This is a genomic window from Anaerolineales bacterium (genome assembly GCA_003105035.1).
Taxonomy (GTDB): Bacteria; Chloroflexota; Anaerolineae; order Anaerolineales; family UBA4823; genus FEB-25.
This window is the reverse complement of sequence record PQAL01000038.1, coordinates 67280-92573: the sequence shown is the minus strand read 5'-3', so window position 1 is coordinate 92573 and position 25294 is coordinate 67280. Positions and strand designations below refer to the sequence as shown.

At 48.9% G+C, this 25294-nt stretch carries 18 protein-coding genes; 11 read left to right on the top strand and 7 right to left on the bottom strand.

Annotated elements, in window-relative coordinates; genetic code table 11:
• Window positions 1–54: 54 nt before the first annotated feature.
• Both C3F13_17250 and C3F13_17245 read right to left on the bottom strand, forming a co-directional pair.
• The gene (locus C3F13_17250) at window positions 55–1422 is read right to left on the bottom strand and encodes a hypothetical protein (protein ID PWB50214.1); all 1368 of its coding nucleotides are present in this window, start codon (window positions 1420–1422) and stop codon (window positions 55–57) included.
• A gap of 31 nt (window positions 1423–1453) precedes the next feature.
• The gene (locus tag C3F13_17245) at window positions 1454–3109 is read right to left on the bottom strand and encodes a hypothetical protein (GenBank protein ID PWB50213.1); all 1656 of its coding nucleotides are present in this window, start codon (window positions 3107–3109) and stop codon (window positions 1454–1456) included.
• Between the two features lie 158 nt (window positions 3110–3267).
• Here C3F13_17245 and C3F13_17240 point away from each other — a divergent pair, with 158 nt between their 5' ends.
• From C3F13_17240 to C3F13_17230, 3 genes are read left to right on the top strand one after another with little or no spacing between them, the layout of a single operon-like run.
• Window positions 3268–4203 (top strand): hypothetical protein, encoded by a 936-nt coding sequence (locus C3F13_17240; GenBank protein ID PWB50212.1) that lies wholly within the window; start codon window positions 3268–3270, stop codon window positions 4201–4203.
• 41 nt (window positions 4204–4244) lie between these two features.
• On the top strand, window positions 4245–5345 hold the full coding sequence (locus C3F13_17235; GenBank protein ID PWB50211.1) for a hypothetical protein: 1101 nt from the start codon (window positions 4245–4247) through the stop codon (window positions 5343–5345).
• A gap of 4 nt (window positions 5346–5349) precedes the next feature.
• The gene (locus C3F13_17230) at window positions 5350–6555 is read left to right on the top strand and encodes a formyl-CoA transferase (GenBank protein ID PWB50210.1); all 1206 of its coding nucleotides are present in this window, start codon (window positions 5350–5352) and stop codon (window positions 6553–6555) included.
• 23 nt (window positions 6556–6578) lie between these two features.
• Here C3F13_17230 and aspA read toward each other — a convergent pair whose 3' ends face one another.
• On the bottom strand, window positions 6579–8015 hold the full coding sequence (gene aspA, locus C3F13_17225) for an aspartate ammonia-lyase (GenBank protein ID PWB50209.1): 1437 nt from the start codon (window positions 8013–8015) through the stop codon (window positions 6579–6581).
• Window positions 8016–8090: 75 nt separating this feature from the next.
• Window positions 8091–9239: a hypothetical protein gene (locus C3F13_17220; protein ID PWB50208.1), complete on the bottom strand. Its 1149-nt coding sequence runs from the start codon at window positions 9237–9239 to the stop codon at window positions 8091–8093.
• A 454-nt stretch (window positions 9240–9693) separates the two neighbouring features.
• Here C3F13_17220 and C3F13_17215 point away from each other — a divergent pair, with 454 nt between their 5' ends.
• The 7 genes from C3F13_17215 to C3F13_17185 all read left to right on the top strand — a co-directional run bounded on the left by C3F13_17215 (window position 9694) and on the right by C3F13_17185 (window position 18974).
• Window positions 9694–10656 (top strand): hypothetical protein, encoded by a 963-nt coding sequence (locus C3F13_17215; GenBank protein PWB50207.1) that lies wholly within the window; start codon window positions 9694–9696, stop codon window positions 10654–10656.
• Between the two features lie 12 nt (window positions 10657–10668).
• Window positions 10669–12171 (top strand): hypothetical protein, encoded by a 1503-nt coding sequence (locus tag C3F13_17210; protein PWB50206.1) that lies wholly within the window; start codon window positions 10669–10671, stop codon window positions 12169–12171.
• Between the two features lie 275 nt (window positions 12172–12446).
• Window positions 12447–13757, top strand: a complete 1311-nt coding sequence (locus C3F13_17205; GenBank protein PWB50205.1) for a hypothetical protein — start codon at window positions 12447–12449, stop codon at window positions 13755–13757.
• 216 nt (window positions 13758–13973) lie between these two features.
• A complete protein-coding gene (locus C3F13_17200) occupies window positions 13974–14636 on the top strand; it encodes a riboflavin biosynthesis protein RibD (protein ID PWB50204.1) in 663 nt (220 codons plus the stop codon).
• Window positions 14637–14662: 26 nt separating this feature from the next.
• The gene (locus C3F13_17195; GenBank protein ID PWB50203.1) at window positions 14663–15547 is read left to right on the top strand and encodes a hypothetical protein; all 885 of its coding nucleotides are present in this window, start codon (window positions 14663–14665) and stop codon (window positions 15545–15547) included.
• 107 nt (window positions 15548–15654) lie between these two features.
• Entirely contained in the window at window positions 15655–16338 is a 684-nt protein-coding gene (locus C3F13_17190) for a hypothetical protein (GenBank protein ID PWB50202.1), read from the top strand.
• Window positions 16339–17159: 821 nt separating this feature from the next.
• Window positions 17160–18974 carry a hypothetical protein gene (locus C3F13_17185; protein PWB50201.1) on the top strand — a complete coding sequence of 605 codons (1815 nt, stop codon included), beginning with the start codon at window positions 17160–17162 and terminating at the stop codon, window positions 18972–18974.
• 780 nt (window positions 18975–19754) lie between these two features.
• Here C3F13_17185 and C3F13_17180 read toward each other — a convergent pair.
• The 3 genes from C3F13_17180 to C3F13_17170 all read right to left on the bottom strand — a co-directional run bounded on the left by C3F13_17180 (window position 19755) and on the right by C3F13_17170 (window position 23276).
• The gene (locus C3F13_17180) at window positions 19755–20150 is read right to left on the bottom strand and encodes a hypothetical protein (GenBank protein PWB50200.1); all 396 of its coding nucleotides are present in this window, start codon (window positions 20148–20150) and stop codon (window positions 19755–19757) included.
• 37 nt (window positions 20151–20187) lie between these two features.
• Window positions 20188–21318 (bottom strand): hypothetical protein, encoded by a 1131-nt coding sequence (locus C3F13_17175; GenBank protein ID PWB50199.1) that lies wholly within the window; start codon window positions 21316–21318, stop codon window positions 20188–20190.
• Window positions 21319–21677: 359 nt separating this feature from the next.
• On the bottom strand, window positions 21678–23276 hold the full coding sequence (locus C3F13_17170) for a hypothetical protein (GenBank protein ID PWB50198.1): 1599 nt from the start codon (window positions 23274–23276) through the stop codon (window positions 21678–21680).
• Between the two features lie 257 nt (window positions 23277–23533).
• On the opposite strand from C3F13_17170, the gene C3F13_17165 reads away from it, so the two are divergent.
• Window positions 23534–25246: a hypothetical protein gene (locus tag C3F13_17165; protein ID PWB50197.1), complete on the top strand. Its 1713-nt coding sequence runs from the start codon at window positions 23534–23536 to the stop codon at window positions 25244–25246.
• The last annotated feature ends 48 nt before the right edge of the window (window positions 25247–25294 follow it).

Sequence of the window (25294 nt, the reverse complement as noted above, 5' to 3'; positions counted from 1 at the left end):
GCGGAGGCAGTCATTTAACGACCTGACAGACCCAGACCTCTTGATCAGTTAGAATTATGGAAGGGGAAGAATTACTGTAAAGGTCGTTCCGTTGGGAGAGGATTCCAGCCAGACCCGTCCGCAGTGCCGTTCGACGATCGATTTCACGATCGACAACCCCAGGCCAGTTCCAGTGGTTAACTGCGCAAGATTACTCCCCCGATAGAATTTATCGAAGATGTGCGGTTGGTCTTGCAAAGGAATCCCCGGTCCAGTATCAGCTACTTCGAGGATGAGCTGGTTGGCTTCGACCCGGCAGCGGACATCAATCTTGCCCATGGGTGGAGTGAACTTAATGGCATTTTCGATGAGATTGGAGACCATACGCTGCAGGTGTAATGGATTCCCCATGATCACGGGAAGCTCTTCCGGAGCTGACAGAACTACCTCCAGCATTTTCTCGCTGCTCTGGTATTCCAGGCTGCTGATCGTTTCCACCAGGATATCCTTCATCTGTATTTCCACCAGCTGAAGGTCATAGTCAGCTTCCAGCCGATTGAGCTCCAATAGATCATTAACTAAGGCAGTGATATGCTGCACGCTGGATTGGATGTGTTTGATAAACTCCGCCTGTTGCCGGTTGATAGGTCCAACCCGGTCGATCAATCCGATGAAGCCGTAGATGGACGTCAGGGGAGAGCGCAAATCATGCGAGATGGTGTTGATGAAGTCAGTTTTAATGCGATCCAGCTCTTTAAGGTGGGAAATGTCTTGCAGCACTACAGTGATTCCCCAACCAGGGATGAGATTGGAATGGGCGCAATAGGTGCGATTACCCTCTGTGGTTATCTCATTGTTATTGGGGAATCTCTGGTTTGGCTTAAAAATATCGAGAAAGTCCGCGTTAAAAATCGTTTCATTGACTGCTTTACCTACCAGTGGTTCATCGCCCAGGTTAAAAATCTGCCGAGCAGCAGGGTTGATCAGCTGGATCCGGTGATTCACATCCGCGTAGACGAATCCATCCTGAAGGGCGAATATCACCTGTTCTAAGCGCGTTTCAGCTTGCCTGGCTATCTGCAGGTTTTTCGCCCTCGCAATGGCTGCATGCATAGCGGACAGGTCTACCGGTGTCACCAGATAGTCTACCAGCCCAAGTTCCAAACCCCTTTTTAGTAACGCTAGATCGACTTCACTGGTTACCAAGATGACATGCAATTTGGGGTAATCTGAAAGAATCCTCGTAATGAGGTCAAGCCCGGTAGATGCTGTGGGGTGGGCAAGAATTAAAGTGAAAGGATAATCAACCGCGAGCCGGGTATTCAATTCTTCTGCCTCGGATACGAAATTAATTTCATATCCCAGGGCAGCCAGGGCTGACCGGTCGATCTGGTATGAGATTTCCGGATCTGCGTAGATCAATAATTGCTGGGCATCGGTCATAGAAGATTCTAGTCTGGTGGTTGGCCGGAATTTATCGCGGAAGAGAAAAAGTGATCTTGAAACCTTTTTCCTGCATTGGCTCCATCCAGATTTTTCCTTTATAAGTGGTGACGATTTCTTTAATCATCGGCAAACTAATGCCGATGCCTCCAAAGCGATTCGCTGTATACCCAAACAGATTGGACTTTTGTTGAAACAGCCATTCAGCTGCCTGCTCATCAATACCATTACCTTGATCGCTCACGGAGAGACTGATATCGGTATCTCTCTCGCTAATTTGAAGAATGATCTCACCATTGGGTGGGCTGTATTTTAATGCATTCGAGAGCAAACCTTCAATGACTTTGGTTATTTGCGATGGATAAACCTTCAAATTGACCGGTTCTGCAGGCGCACTGACGGTGAGGGTAATTTTTCCGAGCTGCGCAATCGGTTTAAAACGGTTGGTTATGTTGCGGACTACTTCATTGAGGTCGATCTCCACCAGACGCATGGGTTCGCTCTGGCGGCTGTTGATCATCGAATCGGCGATATCCATCAGGATTTCTGTATCTTCCTGGACGTCATCCAGGGCAATCGCCTGTTCCTGGTTCAATTGCAACTCACCTTTTTCCAGCAATACATCCACATTTTCCATCATATTTTTCAGGGGAGTGCGGATTTCCAGGCTTGCCTGGCGTAACAAGTCAGATTTGATGTTGGACTCGATCGAGGTATAAACGAAGGATTGCTGAAGTAAGGTAAGGCTTCGTTCTAATTGATGGAAACGCTGGCAGTTCTCCAGTGCCGACGAGGCAACGTTCACCACCAGCTCGAGCATCGCCTGGTGGCTATTACTGAATGGCTGGGCAAGACTACGAGCGACAATGATGATCGATTCAACCTGACCGTTAGACAAGACCGGGACTGCAAGAACTGACCCAAACTGTTCGTACCCAGTAAAACGGCTGAGGGCTTCACCATGGACGGAAACGACCTGGCCGGATGCTCCCGCCAATGCGCTGATTTCATCTTCATAGGGTAAGTGAAGGCTGGCGGTAACTTTTTCAGGTGCATTGTGGCAAGCTTGCAGGATAAATGCCGCCTGACTGCCATCGGAGGATAATAACCAGGCACAATCTGCCTCGGTGACCAGCATGGCCAGGCTGATAATTTTGTCATTTAATATCTGCAGATTCTTGGTTGATAAGGCTAGCCGGGCAAAGGAAAAGATCTGGGAAAAGTCAGCCAGCTGGTGCTCCATTGCCGATTTGGTCTGGTCAAGGTTAACCGAATAAATTTCCACCTGCTGTTTTAGCATTTGCTTATTCAGCACGTTCTCAATGACATTGATCACTTCTACTTCGCGGATGGGGCAGGTAATATAGTCAACTGCCCCGAGCCTGATAGCCTGGAGGATATCCGCTTCTTGGCCTTTATTGGCGGTAACAACGATGGGCACATCAATTCCCTCAGCTTTTAAGGCGATTAGCAAGTCTTTACCACTCAATCCAATCAGGTTTAAGCTGGTGACGATGACATCAGGAGCCAAGTCTTCGACCTCCTGCAGGATGGCAGCAGCTGATTCGTATACATCCACCTGAAAACCGAGCGGCTTCAAGGATTGTTCAGCAATCAATTTCGAGATTTGAGGGTCACTTTCGATGAGGATTACATGCTCATTGTGGCTGTCCATACGATTAATCATAGCATGTTTATAAAAATTTATGTTCGATTATCAGTGTTCACAAGCGATGAGTTAGAATTTTGTAAGAAATCTGTCTGAACGCTTGACTTTGCATGCCGGATGAGCATACAATGGTATAAGTATGGTGAAATCTTTCGCCAAATAGTGGTGGTCAGAGTATGGAATATAAAGATTATTATAAAATCCTGGGTGTTGAGCGAAAAGCAAGCAAGGAAGAGATCAAGCGAGCCTATCGCAAATTAGCAATGAAAGAGCACCCGGATCGTAACCCTGGGGATAAAAAGGCTGAAGAACGCTTTAAAGAGATAAATGAAGCTTATCAGGTTCTAAGTGATCCGGAAAAGCGAGGTCGCTACGACCAACTGGGAGAATCATATTCGCAGTGGCAACAAGGTGGTGCCCCAGCTGGTGGTTTTAATTGGGAAGATTGGTTTGCAACCTCACCCACAGGGAACGTGCGGGTAAACGTAGGTGGCTTTGAAGATATTCTGGGGGGAGATTTTTCCGAGTTCTTCCGGAGGATCTTCGGTGGCATGCCGAATATGAACACCTCCAGCAGTAGAAGAGGAGCTTATTCTCGCAGCCGCCAGATGGAAGCGCCATCCTATCAACAGGAAGTAACCATTAGCCTGACCGAAGCGTATCAAGGTACCACGCGGCGCATCGATGTGGATGGACGCAGGCTAGAGATCAAGATCCCTGCGGGAGCAAAAACCGGCACAAAAGTGCGTGTTCCAAGCACCATACCCACGGGAAATGCTGGTCAAAAGGGAGACCTGTATCTGGTGATCAAAGTTGCTGATGATCCTCGTTATCAGGTAAAAGGGAATGACCTGCACACTGAGGTGACGGTCGACCTTTACACTGCTGTTTTAGGTGGTGAGGTTTCCGTCCAGACGCTTTCAGGAAATGTCGTCCTGACCATCCCGGCAGGCATCCAGCCTGGGCAAAGTATCCGCCTGGCTGGTAGAGGTCTACCCAGATTGAATACACCCAATAACTGGGGCGACTTATATGCCCATATCAAGGTAAAAATTCCGCACAACCTGACTCAACGACAAAAAGAGTTATTCCAAGAGCTGAAACGTTCGTAAGTTAGCCATTCCATATCACCTGCGTGAAGAGAGGAGGTTTTATGTTAACTGAAGCGAACTTGCACGAATTACTTGGTTATCGGGCGGAACATCAGGTGTTGAGCGTTTATCTAAACACTGACCCCATCCAGGGCAATGCAGATGTATATAAACTAAATCTGAGGAGCTTACTGAAAGAGATTAAACTGACTGCGGATATCACAGCCATTGAAAACTTTTTTGGCCGGCAATACGATTGGACTGGAAGAAGTGTGGTCTTATTCTTGTGTGCCCAGGAGAATTTTTTCAGGGCCTACACATTAGCAATCCCCGTACGAAATCAGGTGGTATTGAATAACCGCCCCTATGTAAAACCGCTGGCAAGCCTGCTTGACCACTATGGTGGTTACGGTGTTGTATTGGTAGATAAACAGGGTGCCAGGGTATTTTCTTTTCATCTTGGAGAAATCCAAGAGCAGGAAGGTATTTTAGGCGAGAATATTCGGCACACTAAACGGGGTGGTTCCTCAGCGAAGACTGGCATGCGAGGTGGGATGTCAGGGCAAACACGATACGAAGATGAGCTCACTGAGCGTAATTTTCGCGAGGTAGCTGAGTTCGCTGGACAATTCTTTAAAGAGAACAATGTTCGCAGGGTTTTAATCGGCGGTACTGAGGAAAACATCGCCGAACTGAAGGCTCAGCTTCCGAAAAGCTGGCAAAGCCTGATCATTGGCGCCTTTCCATTGAGCATGACAGCCAGTAAGGGAGAGGTGCTTGAAAAGACAATGCAGGTCGGCAAGGAGGCTGAGTTCCGCAAAGAAGAGCAGTTATTAAAAATGCTGGTGACTGGCGCGGCTAAGGAGCAACGCGCCGTCTTGACGCTGGAGGATACCTTGCAAGCCGTTCGAGATGGACGCATCCAGGCCCTGGTAATTACCGACGGATACCGTGAATCAGCATACCGCTGCCAAGGTTGCGGGTATGCAACCACCATCGAATTGCCAGAATGCCCATATTGTGGGTCAGCTTTTGTGAAAATCCCAGATGCAGTTGAGTTGGCGGTCCACGATGTGATGAAGGCTGGTGGTGAAGTAGAGGTTCTACAGCAAGTGCATAAGGTGGACGGATTCGAAAATATCGGTGCAGTGCTGCGCTACTAGCAAGATGAACAACGAAGCGCGGCCATTACTTGAAGGCGTAAGGGTTTTGGACCTGAGCCGGGTGCTGGCAGGTCCGTACTGTACCATGATGCTGGGAGACCTGGGGGCAGATATCATCAAGATTGAAGCCCCCGGGATAGGGGATGATACCCGCCATTGGGGCCCGCCTTTCACTGCAGGGGGAGAGTCAGCATACTTTCTGTGCGTCAACCGTAACAAGCGGAGCATGACCCTGAACCTTAAAAGTGGTCAGGGACAACAGATTCTGAGGAAGCTGATAAAGCAAAGCGATGTCCTGGTGGAGAACTTTCGCGCGGGAACGCTGGAAAAATGGGGCCTGGGATACCAGGCGCTTCAAGAAATCCATCCTGGTTTGATCTACTGCACTATCACCGGATATGGTTATACCGGGCCGTACCGTGACCTGGCAGGTTATGACTTCATCATCCAGGCTCAGGGGGGCGTGATGAGCATCACCGGGCCTGAGGACGGTGAACCCTATAAGGTGGGTGTCGCCATTGCTGATATTACTGCGGGGTTGTTTGCTTGTAACGCCATCCTGGCAGCCTTGTTCGATTGCCAGAGGAGTGGTCGAGGCCAGCGCATCGACATATCGCTGCTTGATTCACAAATCGCCTGGTTGGCGAATGTCGGCAGCAACTACTTGATCTCCGGCGAGAAAACCAGGCGATACGGCAATGCCCACCCCAATATTGTCCCCTACCAGACTTTCAAAGCCAAGGATGGCTATTTTACCCTCGCCATTGGGAACGACCTGCAATGGCGTCAGTTCTGCGAGCACGCAGGCAAGAAGGAATGGGCCGAGGATAAGCGTTTTAAAGATAATGCCGGGAGGGTCAGAAACCGAGCAGAGGTCATCCCTTTGCTGGATGAGCTATTCTCCCAATTTGAGATCTCCCATTGGCTGACCATTCTGGAAGCCATTGGCGTCCCATGTGGTCCGATCAATAGCATTGAACAGGTGTTGGAAGACCCTCAGGTGAAAGCACGTGAAATGGTGGTTGAAGTTAGGCAGGGGAACTCAGAATCGATACACCTGGTGGCATCACCTCTCAAAATCCCGACTGCCCCAACTGTGCTCCACTTGCCACCACCCCTACTGGGGGAACATACGGACCAGATCCTGCATGATTTCCTTGGGTATGAGGAATCGGAAGTGTGTGAGCTGCGGCAGGCAGGAGTTATTTAAGCTGGTAAAAACGTAGTGTTGTCTTAACCAACAATTCCACCGTAAGTCAGGTGTTTTAAGTCGTTCAACGCCAGGTCAATCTCTTCGGTGGTGACAGGGCGGTTTTCCTTGATATGCAGGAGCTGACCAGCGAATGCTTTCTCAAGGGCGACCTCACGGATGGGGACATTACGCTGCAGGGCTTCCTTCACCAGCGAGGCACTGGCACTGTAGCCAATCAGCGGATTCAAGGAAGTAGCAATAATTGCGTTTTTTGCCAACCAGCCTTCAGCCTTACCCCGGTTGGCCTGAAGCCCACGCACGCATTTTTCGGTGAAGGCACGGATGGAGCCGATCATCACCTGCATCATCTCAAAGAGATTATGCGCAATAATCGGCATCATCACATTCAACTCAAGCTGTCCGGCTTGAGCAGCGAGAGCAACTACCAGATCACACCCCTGGACGTGGAACATGGACATGTTGAGCATCTCTGCCATGACCGGGTTGACCTTGCCAGGCATAATGCTTGAGCCAGGCTGAACGGCTGGTAGGTGCAGCTCATCCAACCCGGTGGACGGGCCGGAAGTCAGCAGACGGAAATCATTGGCAGTGCGGGTAAGCGTGATGGACAGTGTGCGTAGAGAAGCTGAGAAACTGGCTACATCTGCCATGGACTGCATCGATTCGAATAAGTTTTCCGAGCTGTATAAGGTTTGGCCAGTTAGATCAGAGAGACGTTCCACCATGCGCGGGTGATAATCGGGGTGGGCGTTGAGACCGGTACCTACAGCTGTGCCACCGATCCCAATGCGGCGCAGATCATTAGCCGCAATGCGAATCCGATCACCATCGTGCTGGACAGCCTTAGCATACCCACTGAATTCCTGCCCAAGACGGATGGGGACGGCATCCTGCAGGTGAGTGCGGCCTGATTTAACGACCTCATCAAATTCGGTGGCTTTCTGACCAAGGCTGAAGGCAAGATCATCGATTACGGTCAGCAATTCCTCCAGGCGCCACAGGCAGCCCAGGCGGATGGCGGTGGGGACGGTGTCATTGGTAGACTGCGACATATTGACATGATCATTGGGATTTACCAGGTACTGGCCGAGCTCGCCACCCAGAAGTACCGTGGCGCGGTTGGCAATCACTTCATTAACGTTCATGTTGTGGCTCGTGCCAGCCCCTGCCTGAAAAGGATCTACGACAAATTCGTCATCCCATTGTCCATCGATGACCTCCTGGGCAGCGGTGATGATCGCGTCAGCAATTTTTTCATCCAGCAATCCCAGGTTACGGTTGACCTCTGCCGCGGCGCGCTTAATGACCGCCATCGACCAGATAAATGCCCGCCAGGGTTTAAGACCCGAAACATTGAAATTGTCTACTGCGCGTTGGGTTTGGGCACCATATAAAGCCTGGGTGGGGACGTTAACATCTCCAAGCGTATCATGTTCTACACGGAAAGGATTCTCCATGACGATGACCCTCCTGAACAATAACCTGTAACAGGATTATACGTCTGGAAGAGTAAGTTGAAGATGAAGATTGGTTTAATGAACGGGCACGCGTTCGTTGATCTGGCTGGCCAGGGTGTTGAATTGCATGGCGATGATGCCATCTGGCTGTATGGCAACCAATGGCAGGGCACGTTCAGATGCACGATAGGCCTGCTCAACCACCGGTGGGAAACCCATCACAGCTGGATAGCCCAGAATCTGCTCCACCTGGCTGATGTTCAACACAATATCCGAGCGGGTGCGATTGACCAATACCGTGCTCATCGTCTTGATGCTGCCGAAACCTTTCAGGTGAAGCTCGCTGGCTAGTAGCTTGGAACGCTTAATGGGCACAGGCTGTGGCTCAACCACCATGATCAGCTCATCACACTTATTCAGGATCGCGTTAAATCCGGGGTGAAAACTGGTGCCGATATCCAGGATGACTATCGAAGCCAGACTGCTTAAATATCCCAGGATAAGCTCCAGCTGTGGTGTGGCAGCTGCGTATTCCACATTCTCGGTCTGGTTTGAGGCAGACAGGATTTTTATCCCAAAGTTGGTCTGGATCAGCTCCTTGGAAACCGTTTCAACGGTAAGGTCCTGCAGCTCCATGCTGAGCAGGTTTGGTAAGCCGACTGGCTCGGTGAGGTTCAGATCCAATGCCCACGAGCCCTGCCCGGGTTTCATCTCAGCTGCAATCACCTTAACGTTATATTTCTTCGCGTAGGTGATGGCCAGGTTGAGGGCGATGGTGGATACCCCTGCACCCCCGGTGGCAGAAAGCACACCAACGACGTAACCATGCTCACCCGAGGCTTCCGCCTTGGTGAGTTTTTGGGTCAGCAGGTTGCGGATATTCGCTTGCAGGTCGATCGGATGGATGGGTTTGGTCAGGTAGAGGTTCACACCAGCATCATAACCGGCCAGCTTATCTTCGATGGTAGTCTTGGCTGTGAACATCAGGATGGGTGTGGTGGCAGTCTTGGGATTGCGGCGAAGGTTTCGGCTGACCTCGTAACCGTCCATCCCGGGCATCATGACATCCAGGATGATCAAATCGGGATGCTCAACCTGTACGCGTTCGAGAGCCTCCAGGCCGGAGGTGGCTGAGATCACTTGGTAGCCCAGGCGGCTCAACATGATATTGATGAATTTGACGGTGTCGGGATCATCATCTACGACCAGGATTTTATCAGCCATGGCTGGTTCTCCTTTGCGAAATCAGGTGTATATTCAGTTTAGCACAAATTAAATATTTGGGCAATTGGAAAGCCGGGCAGGGTGAAACAAATCCCCTGGATTTGGGATGAGTTATCATTATTGTAAGTATTCTCCCCCGAAAAGCACATATCAACTACTCGCAGGTAATACCGGCAAGATCGTTCTGTAAACTCGAACCATCAGGGGGAGAGTAGTACGAATCAGGCGGGTTGCGCAAGTTTCTTTAGAAGAATGCGTTATGATTAATAGCAGAGCATTTTGTTGGCTGAACAAAGTTGAATAACACATGGTCACATGGTCACATGGTTGATGGTTGCCTGGTGTAAACTAATGAATATCCATCTATTCGACAGACGCTGCTGGTCATTTCACCCTCATTGGCGTCGAGTTTTTGTGTGCGGCTGTGTTCAGGCTGCAGGGGAACATTAAAAACATGGCTAAAAAGACAATACTCGCGATCGGTTTGATTTTGTTGGGCATCATCATTGGGTTGTTAGTCATTTCTGCTTATACTTTAAGTGGCGGAAAGACTGCGATCACCCTGCTCTTCCTTGCGCTAGCAATCATCTTCATCATCACCGGAAGCATCATGGCCTTCTCGCGGCTGCTCGATAAATTGGTCAGCCCGGTGGTGGATGAGATTAACGCGGATGTGAAGGACGATATACAGGATATCAAGGAACATCGCATGACCAACACGATCTGGATGCTGGTCCTGGTGGTGATCGGTCTGATTGGATTTTCGTTCTTAGTATTCCGGTTTCACAAGATCGAAGCCGCATGGGGAGGCATTCCGGTGGTCATTCCCACGTTTTTTGGACTGCTGGCATTAGGGTGGCTCATACCGCGCACACGCTGGTTCAAAGAATCGCAAGATTACACCCCGATGTGGATATTTTTAATCCCCACGCTTGGCTTTATCATAACGGTGTGGGTTGGTCTCGCTCGAACCGAGAACATGGCTCTCCTAAGCGGGGTACCTCAGGAACTAGTTCAGTATAATGCCATCAGAGCCGCAGGTCCGTTCATTCAGGGAATGGATGATGCGGGGGATTTTGGAATGGCTCTCGATATCCCGGATTGCGATGGAGAGGGATGTGCGGTCATCCTGGTGGTGGCTTTGGTCATCCTGGTGTTCGTGCTGATCATCGGTTCTGCTACAATCCCTCATTTCTGGTTGCTGAGTGGATCGATCTTGCTGGGTATCATGCTCATTATTGCTATTCATGACCTGCGCATTCGGCGAGAGCTAAGCAATTCACAGAGAGATAGAACAGTAAAGAAGCCTGAGCCAATCCCTGGTGATGCCAAAAAGGAAGAACGCCCTCCGGATTGGGAGTCATACTTGTCACAGATTCCCCCCAGGAATGACGGTCCTATAGATCAGGATCTATAAGGAGGTAAAAACATGAATTTATTCTCACGAATAACCCGCATCATTTTGCCTGTGATTATCCTCATCCATAGCGTCCTCTTTATTGTTTTTTGGATGACCAATAGCCTCTTCTATACCGAAACCAATGACTACCTGGCCAGGATGTTGGGATTGAGATTCGATTACATCAGCCTTTTTTTGGTGCTTTCCTGTTTAATCGCCATATGGAGTGCAGTACGCCTGATCACATATAAAAAAGGGTGGAATCACCGCTTGATGACGCTTACATCCATTCTATACTTCATTCTTGGAATTCTATACCTGGTCTTCTTCTACGGAAGTTTTTGGATGCTGTTCCAGAAATCGTCGGTGCAGATACCCCGCCTTGGCCAATTATTATCTTATTACCGGATATTCCTGGATGCGCTGATTATCCTAGGCATCAGTGTCGGATTGGGCATTTTTGTCAGAATCCTATACCGTCGTAGGAAAGAAACGGGCAAGAAAATCAACCTGTTGCCTTCCCTGCTTGCGATACTGGTCGTGGTGATTGTCTGGGGAGCAGCTACCATAAATCCACCGGGTTCGGTGTATAAAGGTGAGTTGCCCGCCAAACCACTTCTCATCGCCCACCGTGGAGCTTCTATGCTCGCTCCAGAAAATACGATGGCAGCTGCAAACCTCGCAGTAGAGTTGAAGGTCTATGGGCTGGAAACAGATATTCACATCAGCCAGGACGGGCTGCCATTCCTGCTGCATGATGACACATTCGAGCGGACTACGGATGTTGCGACGCTCTATCCGGACAGAATTAAAGAAAGAGCCGAATATTTTACACTGGCTGAAGCCACCATACTCAATGCAGGGAAATGGTTTGTGGAGAGAGACCCCTACAAGACCATCAAGAATGGCCAGGTCAGTCAAGACCAGGTTGATCAAAATATGCTCCAGACAATCCCGATCCTGGAAGATGAGCTGCAGATTGTAAAGGATAATAACCTGGCCTTTATATACGATATCAAACAGCCACCCGATGATCAAGCCTACGCTCAAAATTACTTTGAGAAGGTCATTGATATCATCCATGTGGTGGGAATTGATCCTCAAGTTTGGGTACTGGCTGACCAGCAGCAGGCGGAATTGGTGCGGACGATTGCCCCAGAGATGAAGCTAGCTTACGGGGTAAAATACCAGGCCCCACCTGCTACCGATGAGTTGCGTTCTTCTGGCTACCAGATTGTAAATTCTGAGTACGGTTTGGGTGAAGAGTGGATTCGCAAATATCGAGAGGCTGGCCTGTGGATCAACCTGTACACCATTGATGAGCCATGGCAGTACTCCCGGCTCTGGCTTTTAGGGGCAGATTCAACCACGTCAAGCAATGCCCATATGCTGGTAGCCTTGAGTAAACCAGTGAGCAGCATGAGCTATGAGTTATACCTGGTTGTTTGGGGATTGGTGGGCCTTGCCAGCCTGGGACTCTTGCTAGGGTTGATACTGCCAGCCTATAGCCAGGTGAGGAGCCCTAAAGGGTGATGTAGGTTCGTGATAATCCAATCCCTAAGGTGATGACCGGCAAGCAGCTATTCTCAGCTGCTCACCGGTCTCTTTGGATATTGCTTAACCCCCTATTTATTCAATCTACACGGCTGTTCATGCAATCCAGCTCCCATATCCGAAGGAAAGATGAGATTATAGAAATTTCTCAATTATTCCCAATATTTCCCAATTATTAACACCAAATAAATCTATAAAATCAATATAGTGTATTTTTTAACAAATCGATCCACTTTTTTGTGTAGGAGGGAAAGATGAAAAAGACATATTGGTTTGCCATCCCGATCATTTTCCTTCTCGTTACGGCAGGCTTAGCAGGTAGTCAGGTCAGGGCAAAACCAAACAACACCTTACCAATGGCACCTCCCATGGATATTGGCTATATCGTGCTTGGCTGGAACAACCTGGGGATGCACTGTTATAACCCCGATTTCAGCAACCTGGCAATCCTGCCACCCTACAATACTCTGGTTGCCCAGGTTGTTAAAGTGGGAGAACCTCCCCAAATTGTCACCTCCGGCGTGATCGTTGAATATAGTTTCCCTGAAAACACTTACTCGGTTGGGAGGTTGGGGCGACCTGATAAAACAAATTTTTGGAAGTATGAGCAAGCACTTTATGGGGTGACCACGCCTCCCAATATTGGCCTGACAGGCAAGGGTCTTTCGGGTACGATGGACCTGGCTGCAGATGGGAAATATTTCATTGCTGAAGGAATCCCACTCACCGACATACGCGACCGGGATGCTGTCACCCACAAACCCTATCCATATCAGAAAGCCCAGATTACCGTTAGAGATGCAAACAATCCAACCAAAGTCCTGGCTACGCTGACGGTTGTGGCACCTGTGTCAACTGAGCTCAGTTGTGTGAACTGCCATGATGACACGATGGATGCCACCACTACGTATCCCATCACACCAACGGGTAAAGTAGAAACCAACATCCTGGCGATACACGATTACCTGAATACCATCAGCTATACGGTGGATCTGGCGGAGTATCCTGATTTGTTAGCGAAGACTCCGCTCATGGATCACCAACCGGTGAATTGTAACTGGTGCCATGGATCAAACGCCACCGGTGCGCCGAATGTGGGTCAGATCAAGAGCCTGTCCAATGCCATGCACAGCCATCACAACCCCACGAACGCCCCTGACATCACCCCGGATACCGATGGCTGTTATAACTGCCACCCTGGAGCACAAACGCAATGCCTGCGGGATACCATGTCTCAGAATTTCTCCATGAACTGCACCAACTGCCATGGAGATATCACCGTGTTGGCCCAAAACCCAGATCCCTGGCTGACTGAGCCTAAATGCAGTAATGCCGGTTGCCACGGGGCTGGTTATGACACTACCCTGCCTTTGTACCGGCAATCCACCGGGCATGGCGGTGTGTTCTGCGAAGCATGCCACGATAGCACGCATGCCATCGCACCCAGCCGGGAGGCGAACGATACGATCAAGTTCATGGAACTTCAGGGTCACGCTGGCACGCTGAGCGACTGCACTGTGTGCCATGCTACTACACCAACCGATAGGTTCGTGCATAATCGGTAAAGACTTGAAGCAAATTTTAGGACCAGCTATTTTTCTGCCTGGTCCTATTTTTACATATTTTCACGCGTGTTGGCCGGCTGTTGATTGCGGATTAGGAACCTGCTTGTGGGGAGTTCGGATTGTTTATATGAAATATATCGGACTAATAAGATATAATATAGACAAAATAAGTCGAAATGGTGAGCATTAAGCTTAGTAAAAAGCGGAGGACAGCCAATGAGAAAACTAATCGTGAATGCATTTGTCACCCTTGATGGGGTGATGCAGGCACCCGGTGGGCCACCGGAAGATCCGACGGGTGGCTTCAACTATGGTGGCTGGTCGGTCAATTACTGGGATGAGATCATGGGTCAGACTATGGGTGAATACATGGCAAAGCCTTCTGAACTGCTGCTGGGAAGGAAAACCTACGAGATATTTGCGGCTCATTGGCCGTTCTCCCATGAAGAGCCGGCGGCTTCGGTATTGAATAGATCAAAAAAATATGTCGCATCAAAGGCCACGACTCATATGGATTGGCAAAATACAACGTTAATCAAGGGCGATGTTGTCCAGGAAATCAGGAAGCTCAAAGCAGAGGATGGACCTGAATTGTCGGTTCAAGGGAGCAGCAATTTTATTCAAACCTTATTGCAACACAACCTGGTCGATGAATTTCGCATCTGGATCTTCCCAGTTGTCATCGGCAAGGGGAAACGGTTATTTGGCGAAGGAACGATCCCATCCAGTCTCAAGCTCATCGATAGTAAAGCCTCAAGTACCGGCGTCATTATTGCCAGATATGAGCCTGCCGGTGAGATCAAAATCGGGACATTCGAATTGGAAAAACCTTCCGAGGCAGAGTTAGCCCGGCGTAAGCGACTCGCTGAAGAAGGTTAATACACCAATTCCAGGAGATCATAACCATGCAAAAAATCATTCCACATCTCTGGTTCGATAAAGAAGCCAAGGAAGCCGCGGAGCTATACGTCTCCGCTATCCCTGGCTCACGGATTACCTCGACGACCACGCTTAACAATACTCCTTCAGGATCGACCCAAATTGTGAGTTTTGAGCTTGCTGGATACGCATTCCAGGCCATTAGCGCGGGACCATACTTCAAGCTCAACCCCTCAGTATCGTTCCATATAAAGTGCCAAACGAAGGGTGAAGTGGATACGATCTGGGAAAGGCTTGCACCAGGTGGGCAGGTGCTCATGGAGCTTGGCTCATACCCTTTTAGTGAGCGGTATGGTTGGGTGCAAGACAAGTATGGGTTATCCTGGCAGATCATTTACTCCGGTGGAGCCGAGATTAAACAGAAAATTACCCCTGCGTTCTTGTTCGTGGGTGGTGTTTGTGGAAAAACAGAAGAGGCGATCAACTACTGGACCTCTGTGTTCAGTGATTCAAATATTGGTCATGTGATGCGTTACGGCAAAGGTGAGGAACCCGATAAGGAAGGCACGGTGGAATACGCCACTTTTACACTTTTCGGCCAGGAATTTGGGGCAATGGACAGCGCCTATGAACATGCTTTTGGATTTAATGAGGCGATATCATTCCTCGTGAATTGTGACACGCAGGAGGAGATCGACCATTATTGGAGAAAACTCTCAGCTGTGCCTGAAGCCGAGCAGTGTGGCTGGCTTAAAGATAAATATGGTGTTTCGTGGCAGATCGTCCCTGCAAGCATGGGTAAATTGATGAGCGGAGATGATCCAGATAGGATCCAACGGGTGACCCAGGCATTTCTGGTGATGAAGAAACTGGATATTGCCAAGCTGCAGGAAGCTTATGAAGGTAAATAAGCAGGAGATGCTGATTCCATTTTCGGGTCACTTTAGCAGGTTAGAGAACCACTTATCTCCAAACACTTGGCTTGAATGATCACGCAAATTTTCTTCGATGATAAGCAATGACAGTATTACCTGATTACTGGTTGCAACGCCCGCTGATGGAGATTGATCCCCAGACACGTTCGGAGTTTGACCGTTTGCTTGCAGAGATTAAGGCTGACGGAAAAACTACACCGATCGAATACATATTCCCTATCCCGAAATGGCAATTTTTGTGCTACCTGGCTGACCAGTGGGGAGTGGTCTTGCATGGCACGGGTGATGCAGGAATCAAAGTCTTTGAACCGCGGCCATCGAGCGACCTGACGGAATTCGGTGCTCAGACTGCAGTATATGCTGCAGGAGACGGCCTTTGGGCGATGTTCTTCGCCATCCTGGATCGGAAGCATTACCGAATGACGACCAGCAATGCATGTATCCGGTTGGTAGATGAAGCCGGCCAGATGAGTGAGCCCAGGTACGTGTTTTCAATCAGCCAACCTGCTCTTATTCAGCAACCATGGCGGAAAGGCATGGTCTATCTGCTTCCAGGCGAAAATTTCGTAAACCAACCAGATCTACGGTTCGGTCCTTATGAAGTGAGGATACCTCAGCTAGCCAGCCTAGTGCCTGTTAGACCTTTTGCTAAGCTGGAAGTCACACCTGAAGATTTTCCATTCTTGAAAAAAATCCGCGGAATTGATGAATCCCGGTTGCCAGAATACGGGCAAGCCATGCAATCTGGCGCGCCCTGGCCGGAATAAGTGGTTCGTGTAGTTTTGGATCGAGGCGAGAGGGTGAGACTCCGTCAGAAGCAAGCTTTCTAGCAGGCTATAATTCTGCTCTGTCATGCTTGTAAAACCATAATCAGATTGATAGAGCATGATAAAGCTTGTATGTGTATAGAGCTGGTTCCTGATTGCTTCAATTGGAAAAGGTTTTCCATGAGAAGAATAGATCACCTTTAAACCCAGCTGAAACGCCTTGTTGCTGCTCTCTTTTACAGCTCGCCTGTCATCGCCAAAGATCTGTAAACCTCGACTGAGCTGTATCAGGAACTTTTTCTTGTCAAAATCCCTCACAAATGCTTGGCCATTATCTGTTAGCACACTGACAGAACCTCAAAACTGCCATGGCGTGTGTACTACTTCCTTGCTACGTTGTAGGCTATAATTAACAGCATCAGTTACAGCTAAATACTCCAATTGGATACACACGGACAATGTACCTTCGCTTCATTGGCTATTGAGAAGCTAAACGGAATAATTGTAAAAGATCAACTATCCGAAAATTATTCATTACTACGCCTCTTGCCCATTTGGGAGGATAATTTTTTGTGAAAGCAAAGACATTTTTATTGATTTTACTTTCGACATCCATCCTTGCTTCGTGTGTTTCAGCAGCAGCATATACATCTTCTACTGATGTTCCGTATAAAATTGCACGTCTGGCGAATGAGGTAGTGAAACTAATCCCAGAAACTTCTGCGCCGGCGGGAATACTACCGACAACGGCACCTACTCCGACTGTGTATGCAATTTCAACGTCCGAACCCGCGCAAGTTGTGCTGTTACGAGATACGCTTATGTACAATGGACCGGGCAATATTAACTTTGATAGCGTGGCAAGCCTTAATAAAGGTGACAATCTGTCTCCCATCGGTATCTATGGAGATTTTGTTAAAGCTGAAGCATACCTGGGTGGCATTCGCTACACTGGTTATATTAATAAAAATACCATCGGGTTCTTACCAAGCAATCTTCCTGAATTAACTACCAGCAATGTTCCCTGGGAACCAATATTTTTCCCTTATTGTACAGGCGGGGCTTATGACCCGGCCTCAGACACTTTGACTTTTGTTAATCAGCGAGACAGTTATTATGATACTGAAACAAAAGCAATAAAGCTGGATGCTCCATTGAGGATAAAGCTAGATAAATTATCTGTGACGGGTTCGACATACAATATCGTAAAAATATTAGGCGTACCTGAAACACAAGAACCCTGGTGGAAAGGAATCCGCAGGTTAGACATTCTAAATAATGGGGATCATTATCTTATTGGTGTTCGCGATGGAACAGCGGGCAGTTATAACATTGTATGGGATTTGCAACTAAGCAGCTCGCAGCCATTCTATATTATTTTTGACCAGGTTGAAGGCAAGAGCTTTAATATCTATAATCAGGATGGTAATGTAATTCAACATATCGATCTGACCCAACAGCCACAATTAAATTTACCCGATGGTTTGTTTCCTCAAGGCGTTGTATACATTGGATCCAGCACTGCACCGAATTCGACATCATTCGTGACGGGCCTGAGCGTGGGGGTAATCCCCAATGGGAAATGGGTGAGCTCAGCAGTGAGTGATCCTGGGCTGGCAGAGCTGGCGAAATCCCATAACCTGACCATCGGAACAGCTTTCTCAATGTGGGAAAACGCAGACAATAGGCACTGTCGGGTAATGAAGAGGGAATATGGTGTGGCAGCGATTTATACCTTTTCCTTGAAAGGATTTTGGCTTGGTCCAGGAAAGTATGACTTTAGTGAACTTGATAGAGAAGTGGACTATGCAAACCAGATGGGTTGGCGTGTGAGAGCCATGCACCTGGTTTGGGGAGCAGTTCAATCGGATGTTATCCCGGAATGGCTTATCCACGGTGACTATGGTCGTAATCAATATATAAAAATCCTAGAGCAACACGTGAAAACGTTGGTAGGAAGGTATAAAGGACGTGTTCACGAATGGAGTATTGCAAACGAAGCACCCGGTCGATCATTCTCTACAGGGGCAGATTTTTGGAATGATAAAATTGGCCCGGACTACATCGATATGGCTTTTCGTTGGGCAAGAGAGACTGATCCGGAGGCAATATTAATCTTTAATCAAGATAACAACGAAAGCCCGCGCGATCCTGATTCGAGCAGAGTGATTGACAAGATGTATTCTACGCTCCAGCAGCTCAAAGCAAATGGCACACCCATTGATGTAGTAGGCATGCAAATGCATCTATTCTTACCGTGGTACTCAAAGATCGCTCCTGAAAAAGATGATGTGATTGCCACGATGCAGAAATTTGCCAATTTGGGTGTTCGTATTTATGTAACGGAGATGGATGTCGATCTGACGGACCAACCGGGCACACAATTGGAGAAATGGAATTATCAGGCCCAAATCTATCGTAGTATGATGGAGGCATGTATCGAGTCGCAAGTATGTGATAGTTTTTCTACCTGGGGAATTTCGGACGCAACTTCATGGATAACCTGCGAAAGGCAAGGCTGTGTAAAAGAGCCGAATGCTGATCCATTGTTATTCGACAGGGACTTCAACCCAAAGCCTGCTTACTTTGCCTTACGCGACGTACTGAGCGATTCTTCCTTCTTGATTGTTCGGTAAGATTATTAAATGCTCAAAACTGCTCGAATTTTATTTACTTTAGCTGGTAAACCTTCTGTCTGAAGTGACTTTTTTACTACGGATACCGCCAGAATGTCTTGTCAGTGATAAATTCGTCAGCAGGGGGTGTTCGCGATGGAAATGACGATCCGTGTTTTCTATTTGATATTCATCGAGTCATCACTTCATTATCAATTAACGACCGAACCTAATGCAAGGGTATCGTCCATCGGGCAAAGGTTTGGAAGTTAAGATGGATAAACAAGCTCAATTATTACTGGATACAGTCTAGTTCTTGGAAATGCATTTGGTGTTTGGGCCTATTTTTTGTACTCAAAGATTGATGGATATGCCTCCAAGGCTATGCCACCTGACACGCAATAAGCTTAACTCAAAAATAAAGTATCTCAGGAAAGCTAAGCAATCCAGCTCACGAAACAGTAATCAATTCCCCATTTGAGTAAAACCTGAACGATGGACGAAGCCAAGGGTCTTTTATTTTGAGATCTGGTTCTTCAGCACTTCAACTGGAAAAGGTTTTCCATGGGCAGGATAGATTACTTTCGCGCCTAGCTGAAACAGCTTCTGCCAGCTCTTTTTTACTACCAGCATGTCATCGCCAAATATCGGTAACCCTGGGCTGAAGCGCATGGGGAACATGTTCATGGCTAAATCACCGATAAAAGCCAGCCCATTATCCAGCAGGACACTAATAGAACCCCAAGAATGCCCTGGTGTGTAAATTACCTTGCCAGGGATCCCAAATTCTATCAGGGAGATCTAATCATCTCCCGCAATGATATCGACTGGGAAACTGGCAATATGCATATTGGATGTGATGAGCTTGAGCATTTCGATCAGCACCTTGCCCCAAAGCGTGAAACCAGGCGGCTGAGAGGGATGGGCTTCATCCAGAAAGTGCATATCCTTCTGATGTAATAGCATTTTGGCGCCGGTAATAGTTCGGATATCTTCAGCCGAGCCGATATGATCCCAATGGCCATGGGTGAGCACAATCAGCTTGATTTCTTCAGGTTTAATTGCAGCTGCTTCCAGGCCACGCTGAAAATTGGTTAGTTTACCAGGGTCTCCACCATCAATGAGAATAGCCCCTTCTGCTTTGAGTGCATAAACCGTATCGAACATCATATGAATTGGCACTATTTGCGTATCCATAGCACCTCTGGCTACCTAAAGATAAACGTGCAATTGATTATTTTCTTGCTTGTGGTATATAGGATCCAAACACGATGAGCTCGTCAGATCCGATATCGCAAGTTGCTACAGAGTCAAGGTTGCCATCCTGCGGCCTGATTGTGCCCATCTGATCGATTAGTGGGCAACCAGCATTATTCCCGGTATCAATCGCCACGCTGCCGAGTCCTAATGACACCGGGAAGCCTCCCCAGGTCAGGCGAAGCGCTTCTGCTGTAACTTGTTCAAAACCGGGTGCACATGAGGTATCGGTTGACAGGTTGTGATTGCTCACCTCGGTAAACTCATCTCCAAACTTGCAATCTCCCCCGGTATTGAAGGCAACGATGGTGTTAATCACGGTGGTTATGCTATCCGGGTTACCCAGCCCTCCGCCACCTTTATTGTTATAGAACGTGGAATTGATTACCGTCAAGGTGCTGCCTGCACCGCTATCAAGACCACCGCCTCGCGAAGCTGCTGAGTTTTCGTAAAAAGTACAATTGGTCAGTGTCACAGTGCCGCCCTCGTTCTTCAATCCACCCCCATATCTAGCATCGTTGGAATAGAAGGTGGAGCGCTGCACATCCAGGGTGCCCTGGTTGTATATCCCGCCCCCATCATTATAGGCACTATTATCTGAGATAGCGGTTGAAATCAAGGTCATGACGCCCTGGTTGTTAATCCCTCCTCCATGACCAGTTAAGTTCTGGTTATAAACAATCACCAGACCAGTGCCCTCCACTATCCCCGCATTATATATACCACCACCAGATTCTTTACCCCCAGTGATCATCACGGATGATATTGTTAAATATCCTAACGCTGTTACGTTAATAACTCGAGTGAATTGATGCCCGCTAATGGTTAGCTGATTCCAACCTGGCCCGCTGATCGATATTCGCTTATTGATACTGAGCTGTGAATTTAACAGGATGGTTCCCTTGACGCTGAAGTTGATCGTATCAACAGGGGTGGCCAGCTGGATCGCATCGCGCAGCGAGCAATCGCCATCACTGCATGAGCCATCATTTTCATCGACGAGAGTGTCAACTGTAATAGTTGCAGCAGACGCAGGTGACAAAGTACTCAGCGAAAGAATCATTACACATACCAGGCTTACAAGCATTTTAAGGCTTTGATTATTCATTCGTTCCTCCCTCTAGAAGATCACAGATGAGTTGATAGCCGGTATTTCCCCTTTGTACTGAAGCATAGAAACGACTAGAGCATTTCTCTGCTTAGCAAGATTTAAATACACTGCCAATTAAAAACCACCCATAATAGCATTGCATTAATTTATTCTGATTTGTTTTTATCGATATGAAATCGGCGTGCTAATACTATACAATAAAGAGAGCAGATAATCAAGCGTTTTTAATTTAACTATAGCTTTTGAAGAGCTATGAGGTTGATGTAATGTCTCATAACAGAATCATCAAGCAAATTGATAGCGCTTATCTACATTTTGAAGCTGGCGTAGAATCTCGATTGTTTACACCTAATTTATTATTTCCTTTCCACTTCGATCCACATCTGCTGTCCATCCGTGGTGATCTCGATCCAACCATTCTGGTCGGTGCGTAGCAGGTTGTAGCCCCGGAGAGCCTCGATCGTTTCTGGGGATGGCAATCCAGATTTATCACCCGCTCCCACGCTTAGTACAGCAAGCTGGGGGTGCAAGGATGCGATGAGCTCAGGCGGGTTGAGGGGTGCATAGCCGGATTCTGGCAGGAGCAGTGCCGAGGCATTGCGCATAGACACATCTGTGCTGAGAGATTCAAGAGCAGATAAGTCCAAACCCATTGGCAGCAGCATCCGAAAATCCTTCCACTCCAGGAGTAAAATTGCTCCCCTGGCATTGGCAGAAATCACCTTCAAGCAAGCCCCAGAACCAAGGTCAAGTGCCAGACCAGATTGCGCCGAGAGGATGGGAATAGACAACGAGCTTATGGCAGCTTGCAGATCATTCGTCGAGCGGGTTGCATCCGCGTTGCCAGACCAAAGGACCTGCGCAGGATGGAAGCGTTCCAGGTTGCCAGAAATCCCTCGCAGGTCTTCATCATCTGAATCGGCGACCACAAGCCAGTCAAGCGAACGGTTGAAGGCTGGTAAACGCCTGCCGAGATCCGCTGATAATTCGATGGTGCTCGCACCCCCGTTGATCAGAATTTCACGCCCTGTGGGTGATCGGACCAGCACCCCTTCACCCGTGCCAACGTCGAAGATGGTCACGTGCACGCGACCATCGGGAGCAGAAAAAGCTGCTTTCCAGACCAGGAGCGTGGTGACAATGAGGACCGCCAGGGGTAAGGCGGGCAATGACCGTTTGGTGAAAGGTCCAAGGCGGTTGTGAAAAAATGTGATAACGAACAGAAAAATGTAAAACACCAGGATGAGGGGAAGAGCTACCGAGGCGATGGCAATGGACCCATGGGGAACCCCAGAAAACGATTCGACAAGGCGGATGGAGTAGGTCGCCAGAGGCCAGGCAGCCCATGCCAGCAGCTGACCAAATGGGTGAAACACCAAACCGGCAAGTATGGACACACCTGCCAATATCATCAGGGCAGGTTGAGCAGGCAGGATAAGGAGGTTGGCGAGCAGAGAAGTCAGGGATACTCGTTTGAAATAATAGGCCATCAATGGTAGGGTGGTGATCTGGGCTGCCAGGGTTACCAGCAAATAGCCTCCCACCAGTCCGGCCAGGCGCCTAGCCGTAGCTTGCCCGGTGAATCGCTCAGCTAATTGGGTGAACCACTGGGTGAGGGGCTGGGCGTACAGCATGATGCCCAGGGTAGCGGCGAAGGATAACTGGAAGCTGACGTCCCAGATGATGGTTGGGGTAGCGATCGCTAGTATCGCAGCTGCAAAAGCCAGGCTGTTCACACCATTTGCTGGCGACCAAGCTGATGACCGATCAGAGTGAGCACCCCCAGGAAGGCTGCTCGGAGGACAGCAGGGTTGGCGCCCACCAACAGCGTATAAAGGATGACTCCGATAACAGCTACGATCGCACCCCGCCGGCGCCCTATAAGGGAGCTGAAAACAAACGTAAAAGCCAGAGCAATGATGGTGATATTGAAGCCACAGATTAAGAACCAATATGGATGTGGGTTTTCAATTGACAGGCTCGCTATTGAATAGTTTTAATAATTCACTTTTCGCCGCTAGATACAAAAGCTAAAAGGACTAACAAAATATTGATATTAATAATAGAGAAGTTGCAGTTCCGCAGCTATTGTTATGCATAATTCTCAACCTTATTGACTCTACCTTAGCATGCAGTACAATTAATTTGATCAGCGTATCATCAGACGAAAATATTCACACATGGTCAATTTTCCTGTGCTAAGGCCTCGCTCATGACCATGAATTACGCATACACCCCCAAAATCTGGCCAGCTTTCTTTACAGTCTTGCTGTTGATCGCCTTGGCTTTCTATAGTGGGCGCCGGCGCTCCGTGCCGGGCGCCCTGCCGTTTGCAATCGGCAGCCTGTTTGGCGCTTTGTGGGCAGCCGGCGCCTTGATGGAAATTGCCGCGCTGAATCTGCCAACTAAGATCGCCTGGTTCAAATTCCAAGCTGCCTGGCAGATCCCGCTGGTTACGGCCACAACCTGCTTTATCCTGGAATATGCCTGGCCTGGGCGCTGGCTTACTCGCCGCAACCTGATCCTGCTGTCTATTCCATGCCTGCTACCCTTAGGGATTATCCTAACGAATGATTTCCATCACCTGGTCTGGCTAAAGTTCTTGTATGATGGAGAGGTCATTCCACTCCGTGGCGCAGTCAACTGGACGTTCTTCGCCTATGCTTATGGGTTGACTATCATTAATCTGATCGTCTTTGCCTGGTTGTTTCTGCGCTCTCCGCAGCATCGCTGGCCAGTGGCGCTCATGCTGACCGGACAGATCCTGGGCCGCACTGTGTACATGCTTGGGGCAGCCCAGGCGCTTAAATCGGACCTGTCCCCTGAAGTGCTTGCCATGGTTATTGAGAACCTTATGTATGCCATCGCCCTGTTCGGTTTCCATATGTTCGATCCAATCCCCCTTGCTCGCCATACTGCCATCGAGCAACTAAAGGTCGGCATGCTGGTGCTCGATCCCCGGGGGAAGATCGTCAGCCTGAACCCGGCCGCGCAAACCATCCTTGGCTCGCCGACGAATCACCTACTAGGCTGCCAGATCCAGGAGCTGCTGCCTGCCTGCACTGATTTGAGCGGGGATTTTCAGGCAGCCGGGAAAGGCCAGGATGAAATCAGTCTGGGGAGCGGGCCGGAGCCGCGTTATTATCAAATTGAAGCTTCCGCCTTGAATGATTGGCGCGGGCTGGCCGTTGGTCGCCTGCTGATGCTGCATGACGTGACTGAGCAGAAGCGAACACAAGCGCAACTTCTTGAGCAGCAGCGAGCCCTGGCAACCCTCACTGAGCGAGAGCGTGTGGCGCGCGAGCTGCATGATGGCATCGGTCAGGTGTTGGGATATGTCAAAATGCAGGCTCAGTCCGCCCGCATCAGCCTGGCGCAGGATCAAATGGCTGACGCGGATAGCGATCTGGAGAAGCTGGTTGTGGTTGTTCAGGATGCCCATGCCGACGTACGGGAGTATATCCTGGGAGCTAAATTGGCGGCTTCGAGCCATCACGGCTTTCTTATCGCCCTCCGCCACTTCCTGCAACGTTTCCAGGAGTATTACGGCGTGCGCACTGAGTTCATTGAGCCTGCCGATTGGAGCGATGACCTCCTCGAGCCAACGGTCGAGGCACAGCTTTTACGCATCATCCAGGAGGCCCTGACCAACGTACGCAAACATGCCAAGGCGCAGTGTGTGCAGGTGCTGATCCATCTCGATGATGGCCGGGCGCAAGTGATTGTACAGGACGACGGAGTCGGATTTGATCCGGCATTGCTGTTGGACGGAGGGGAACAAAAATATGGGCTGGGCTTTCTGCGCGAGCGAGCCGAAGAGGTCGGCGGAAAGGTTGAAATTCAATCTGCCCCGAAACAGGGGACGCGAGTGGTGGTGGAAGTGCCGATAAACCGTAGCCAGTCAACAGTGAACGGAAAACAGTAAGACATATACAGTTCACTGCATACCGTTCACCTTTTACTGTCAATTGAG

Excerpts from the sequence above, each read along its gene's own strand:
- C3F13_17175 (PWB50199.1), bottom strand. The coding sequence starts at position 21,318 with ATGAATAATCAAAGCCTTAAAATGCTTGTAAGCCTGGTATGTGTAATG.
- C3F13_17240 (PWB50212.1), top strand. The coding sequence starts at position 3,268 with ATGGAATATAAAGATTATTATAAAATCCTGGGTGTTGAGCGAAAAGCA.
- C3F13_17235 (PWB50211.1), top strand. The coding sequence starts at position 4,245 with ATGTTAACTGAAGCGAACTTGCACGAATTACTTGGTTATCGGGCGGAA.
- C3F13_17210 (PWB50206.1), top strand. The coding sequence starts at position 10,669 with ATGAATTTATTCTCACGAATAACCCGCATCATTTTGCCTGTGATTATC.
- C3F13_17245 (PWB50213.1), bottom strand. The coding sequence starts at position 3,109 with ATGATTAATCGTATGGACAGCCACAATGAGCATGTAATCCTCATCGAA.
- C3F13_17165 (PWB50197.1), top strand. The coding sequence starts at position 23,534 with ATGACCATGAATTACGCATACACCCCCAAAATCTGGCCAGCTTTCTTT.
- C3F13_17190 (PWB50202.1), top strand. The coding sequence starts at position 15,655 with ATGACAGTATTACCTGATTACTGGTTGCAACGCCCGCTGATGGAGATT.
- C3F13_17250 (PWB50214.1), bottom strand. The coding sequence starts at position 1,422 with ATGACCGATGCCCAGCAATTATTGATCTACGCAGATCCGGAAATCTCA.
- C3F13_17220 (PWB50208.1), bottom strand. The coding sequence starts at position 9,239 with ATGGCTGATAAAATCCTGGTCGTAGATGATGATCCCGACACCGTCAAA.
- C3F13_17200 (PWB50204.1), top strand. The coding sequence starts at position 13,974 with ATGAGAAAACTAATCGTGAATGCATTTGTCACCCTTGATGGGGTGATG.
- C3F13_17180 (PWB50200.1), bottom strand. The coding sequence starts at position 20,150 with ATGGATACGCAAATAGTGCCAATTCATATGATGTTCGATACGGTTTAT.
- aspA (PWB50209.1), bottom strand. The coding sequence starts at position 8,015 with ATGGAGAATCCTTTCCGTGTAGAACATGATACGCTTGGAGATGTTAAC.
- C3F13_17205 (PWB50205.1), top strand. The coding sequence starts at position 12,447 with ATGAAAAAGACATATTGGTTTGCCATCCCGATCATTTTCCTTCTCGTT.
- C3F13_17195 (PWB50203.1), top strand. The coding sequence starts at position 14,663 with ATGCAAAAAATCATTCCACATCTCTGGTTCGATAAAGAAGCCAAGGAA.
- C3F13_17185 (PWB50201.1), top strand. The coding sequence starts at position 17,160 with ATGTACAATGGACCGGGCAATATTAACTTTGATAGCGTGGCAAGCCTT.
- C3F13_17215 (PWB50207.1), top strand. The coding sequence starts at position 9,694 with ATGGCTAAAAAGACAATACTCGCGATCGGTTTGATTTTGTTGGGCATC.
- C3F13_17230 (PWB50210.1), top strand. The coding sequence starts at position 5,350 with ATGAACAACGAAGCGCGGCCATTACTTGAAGGCGTAAGGGTTTTGGAC.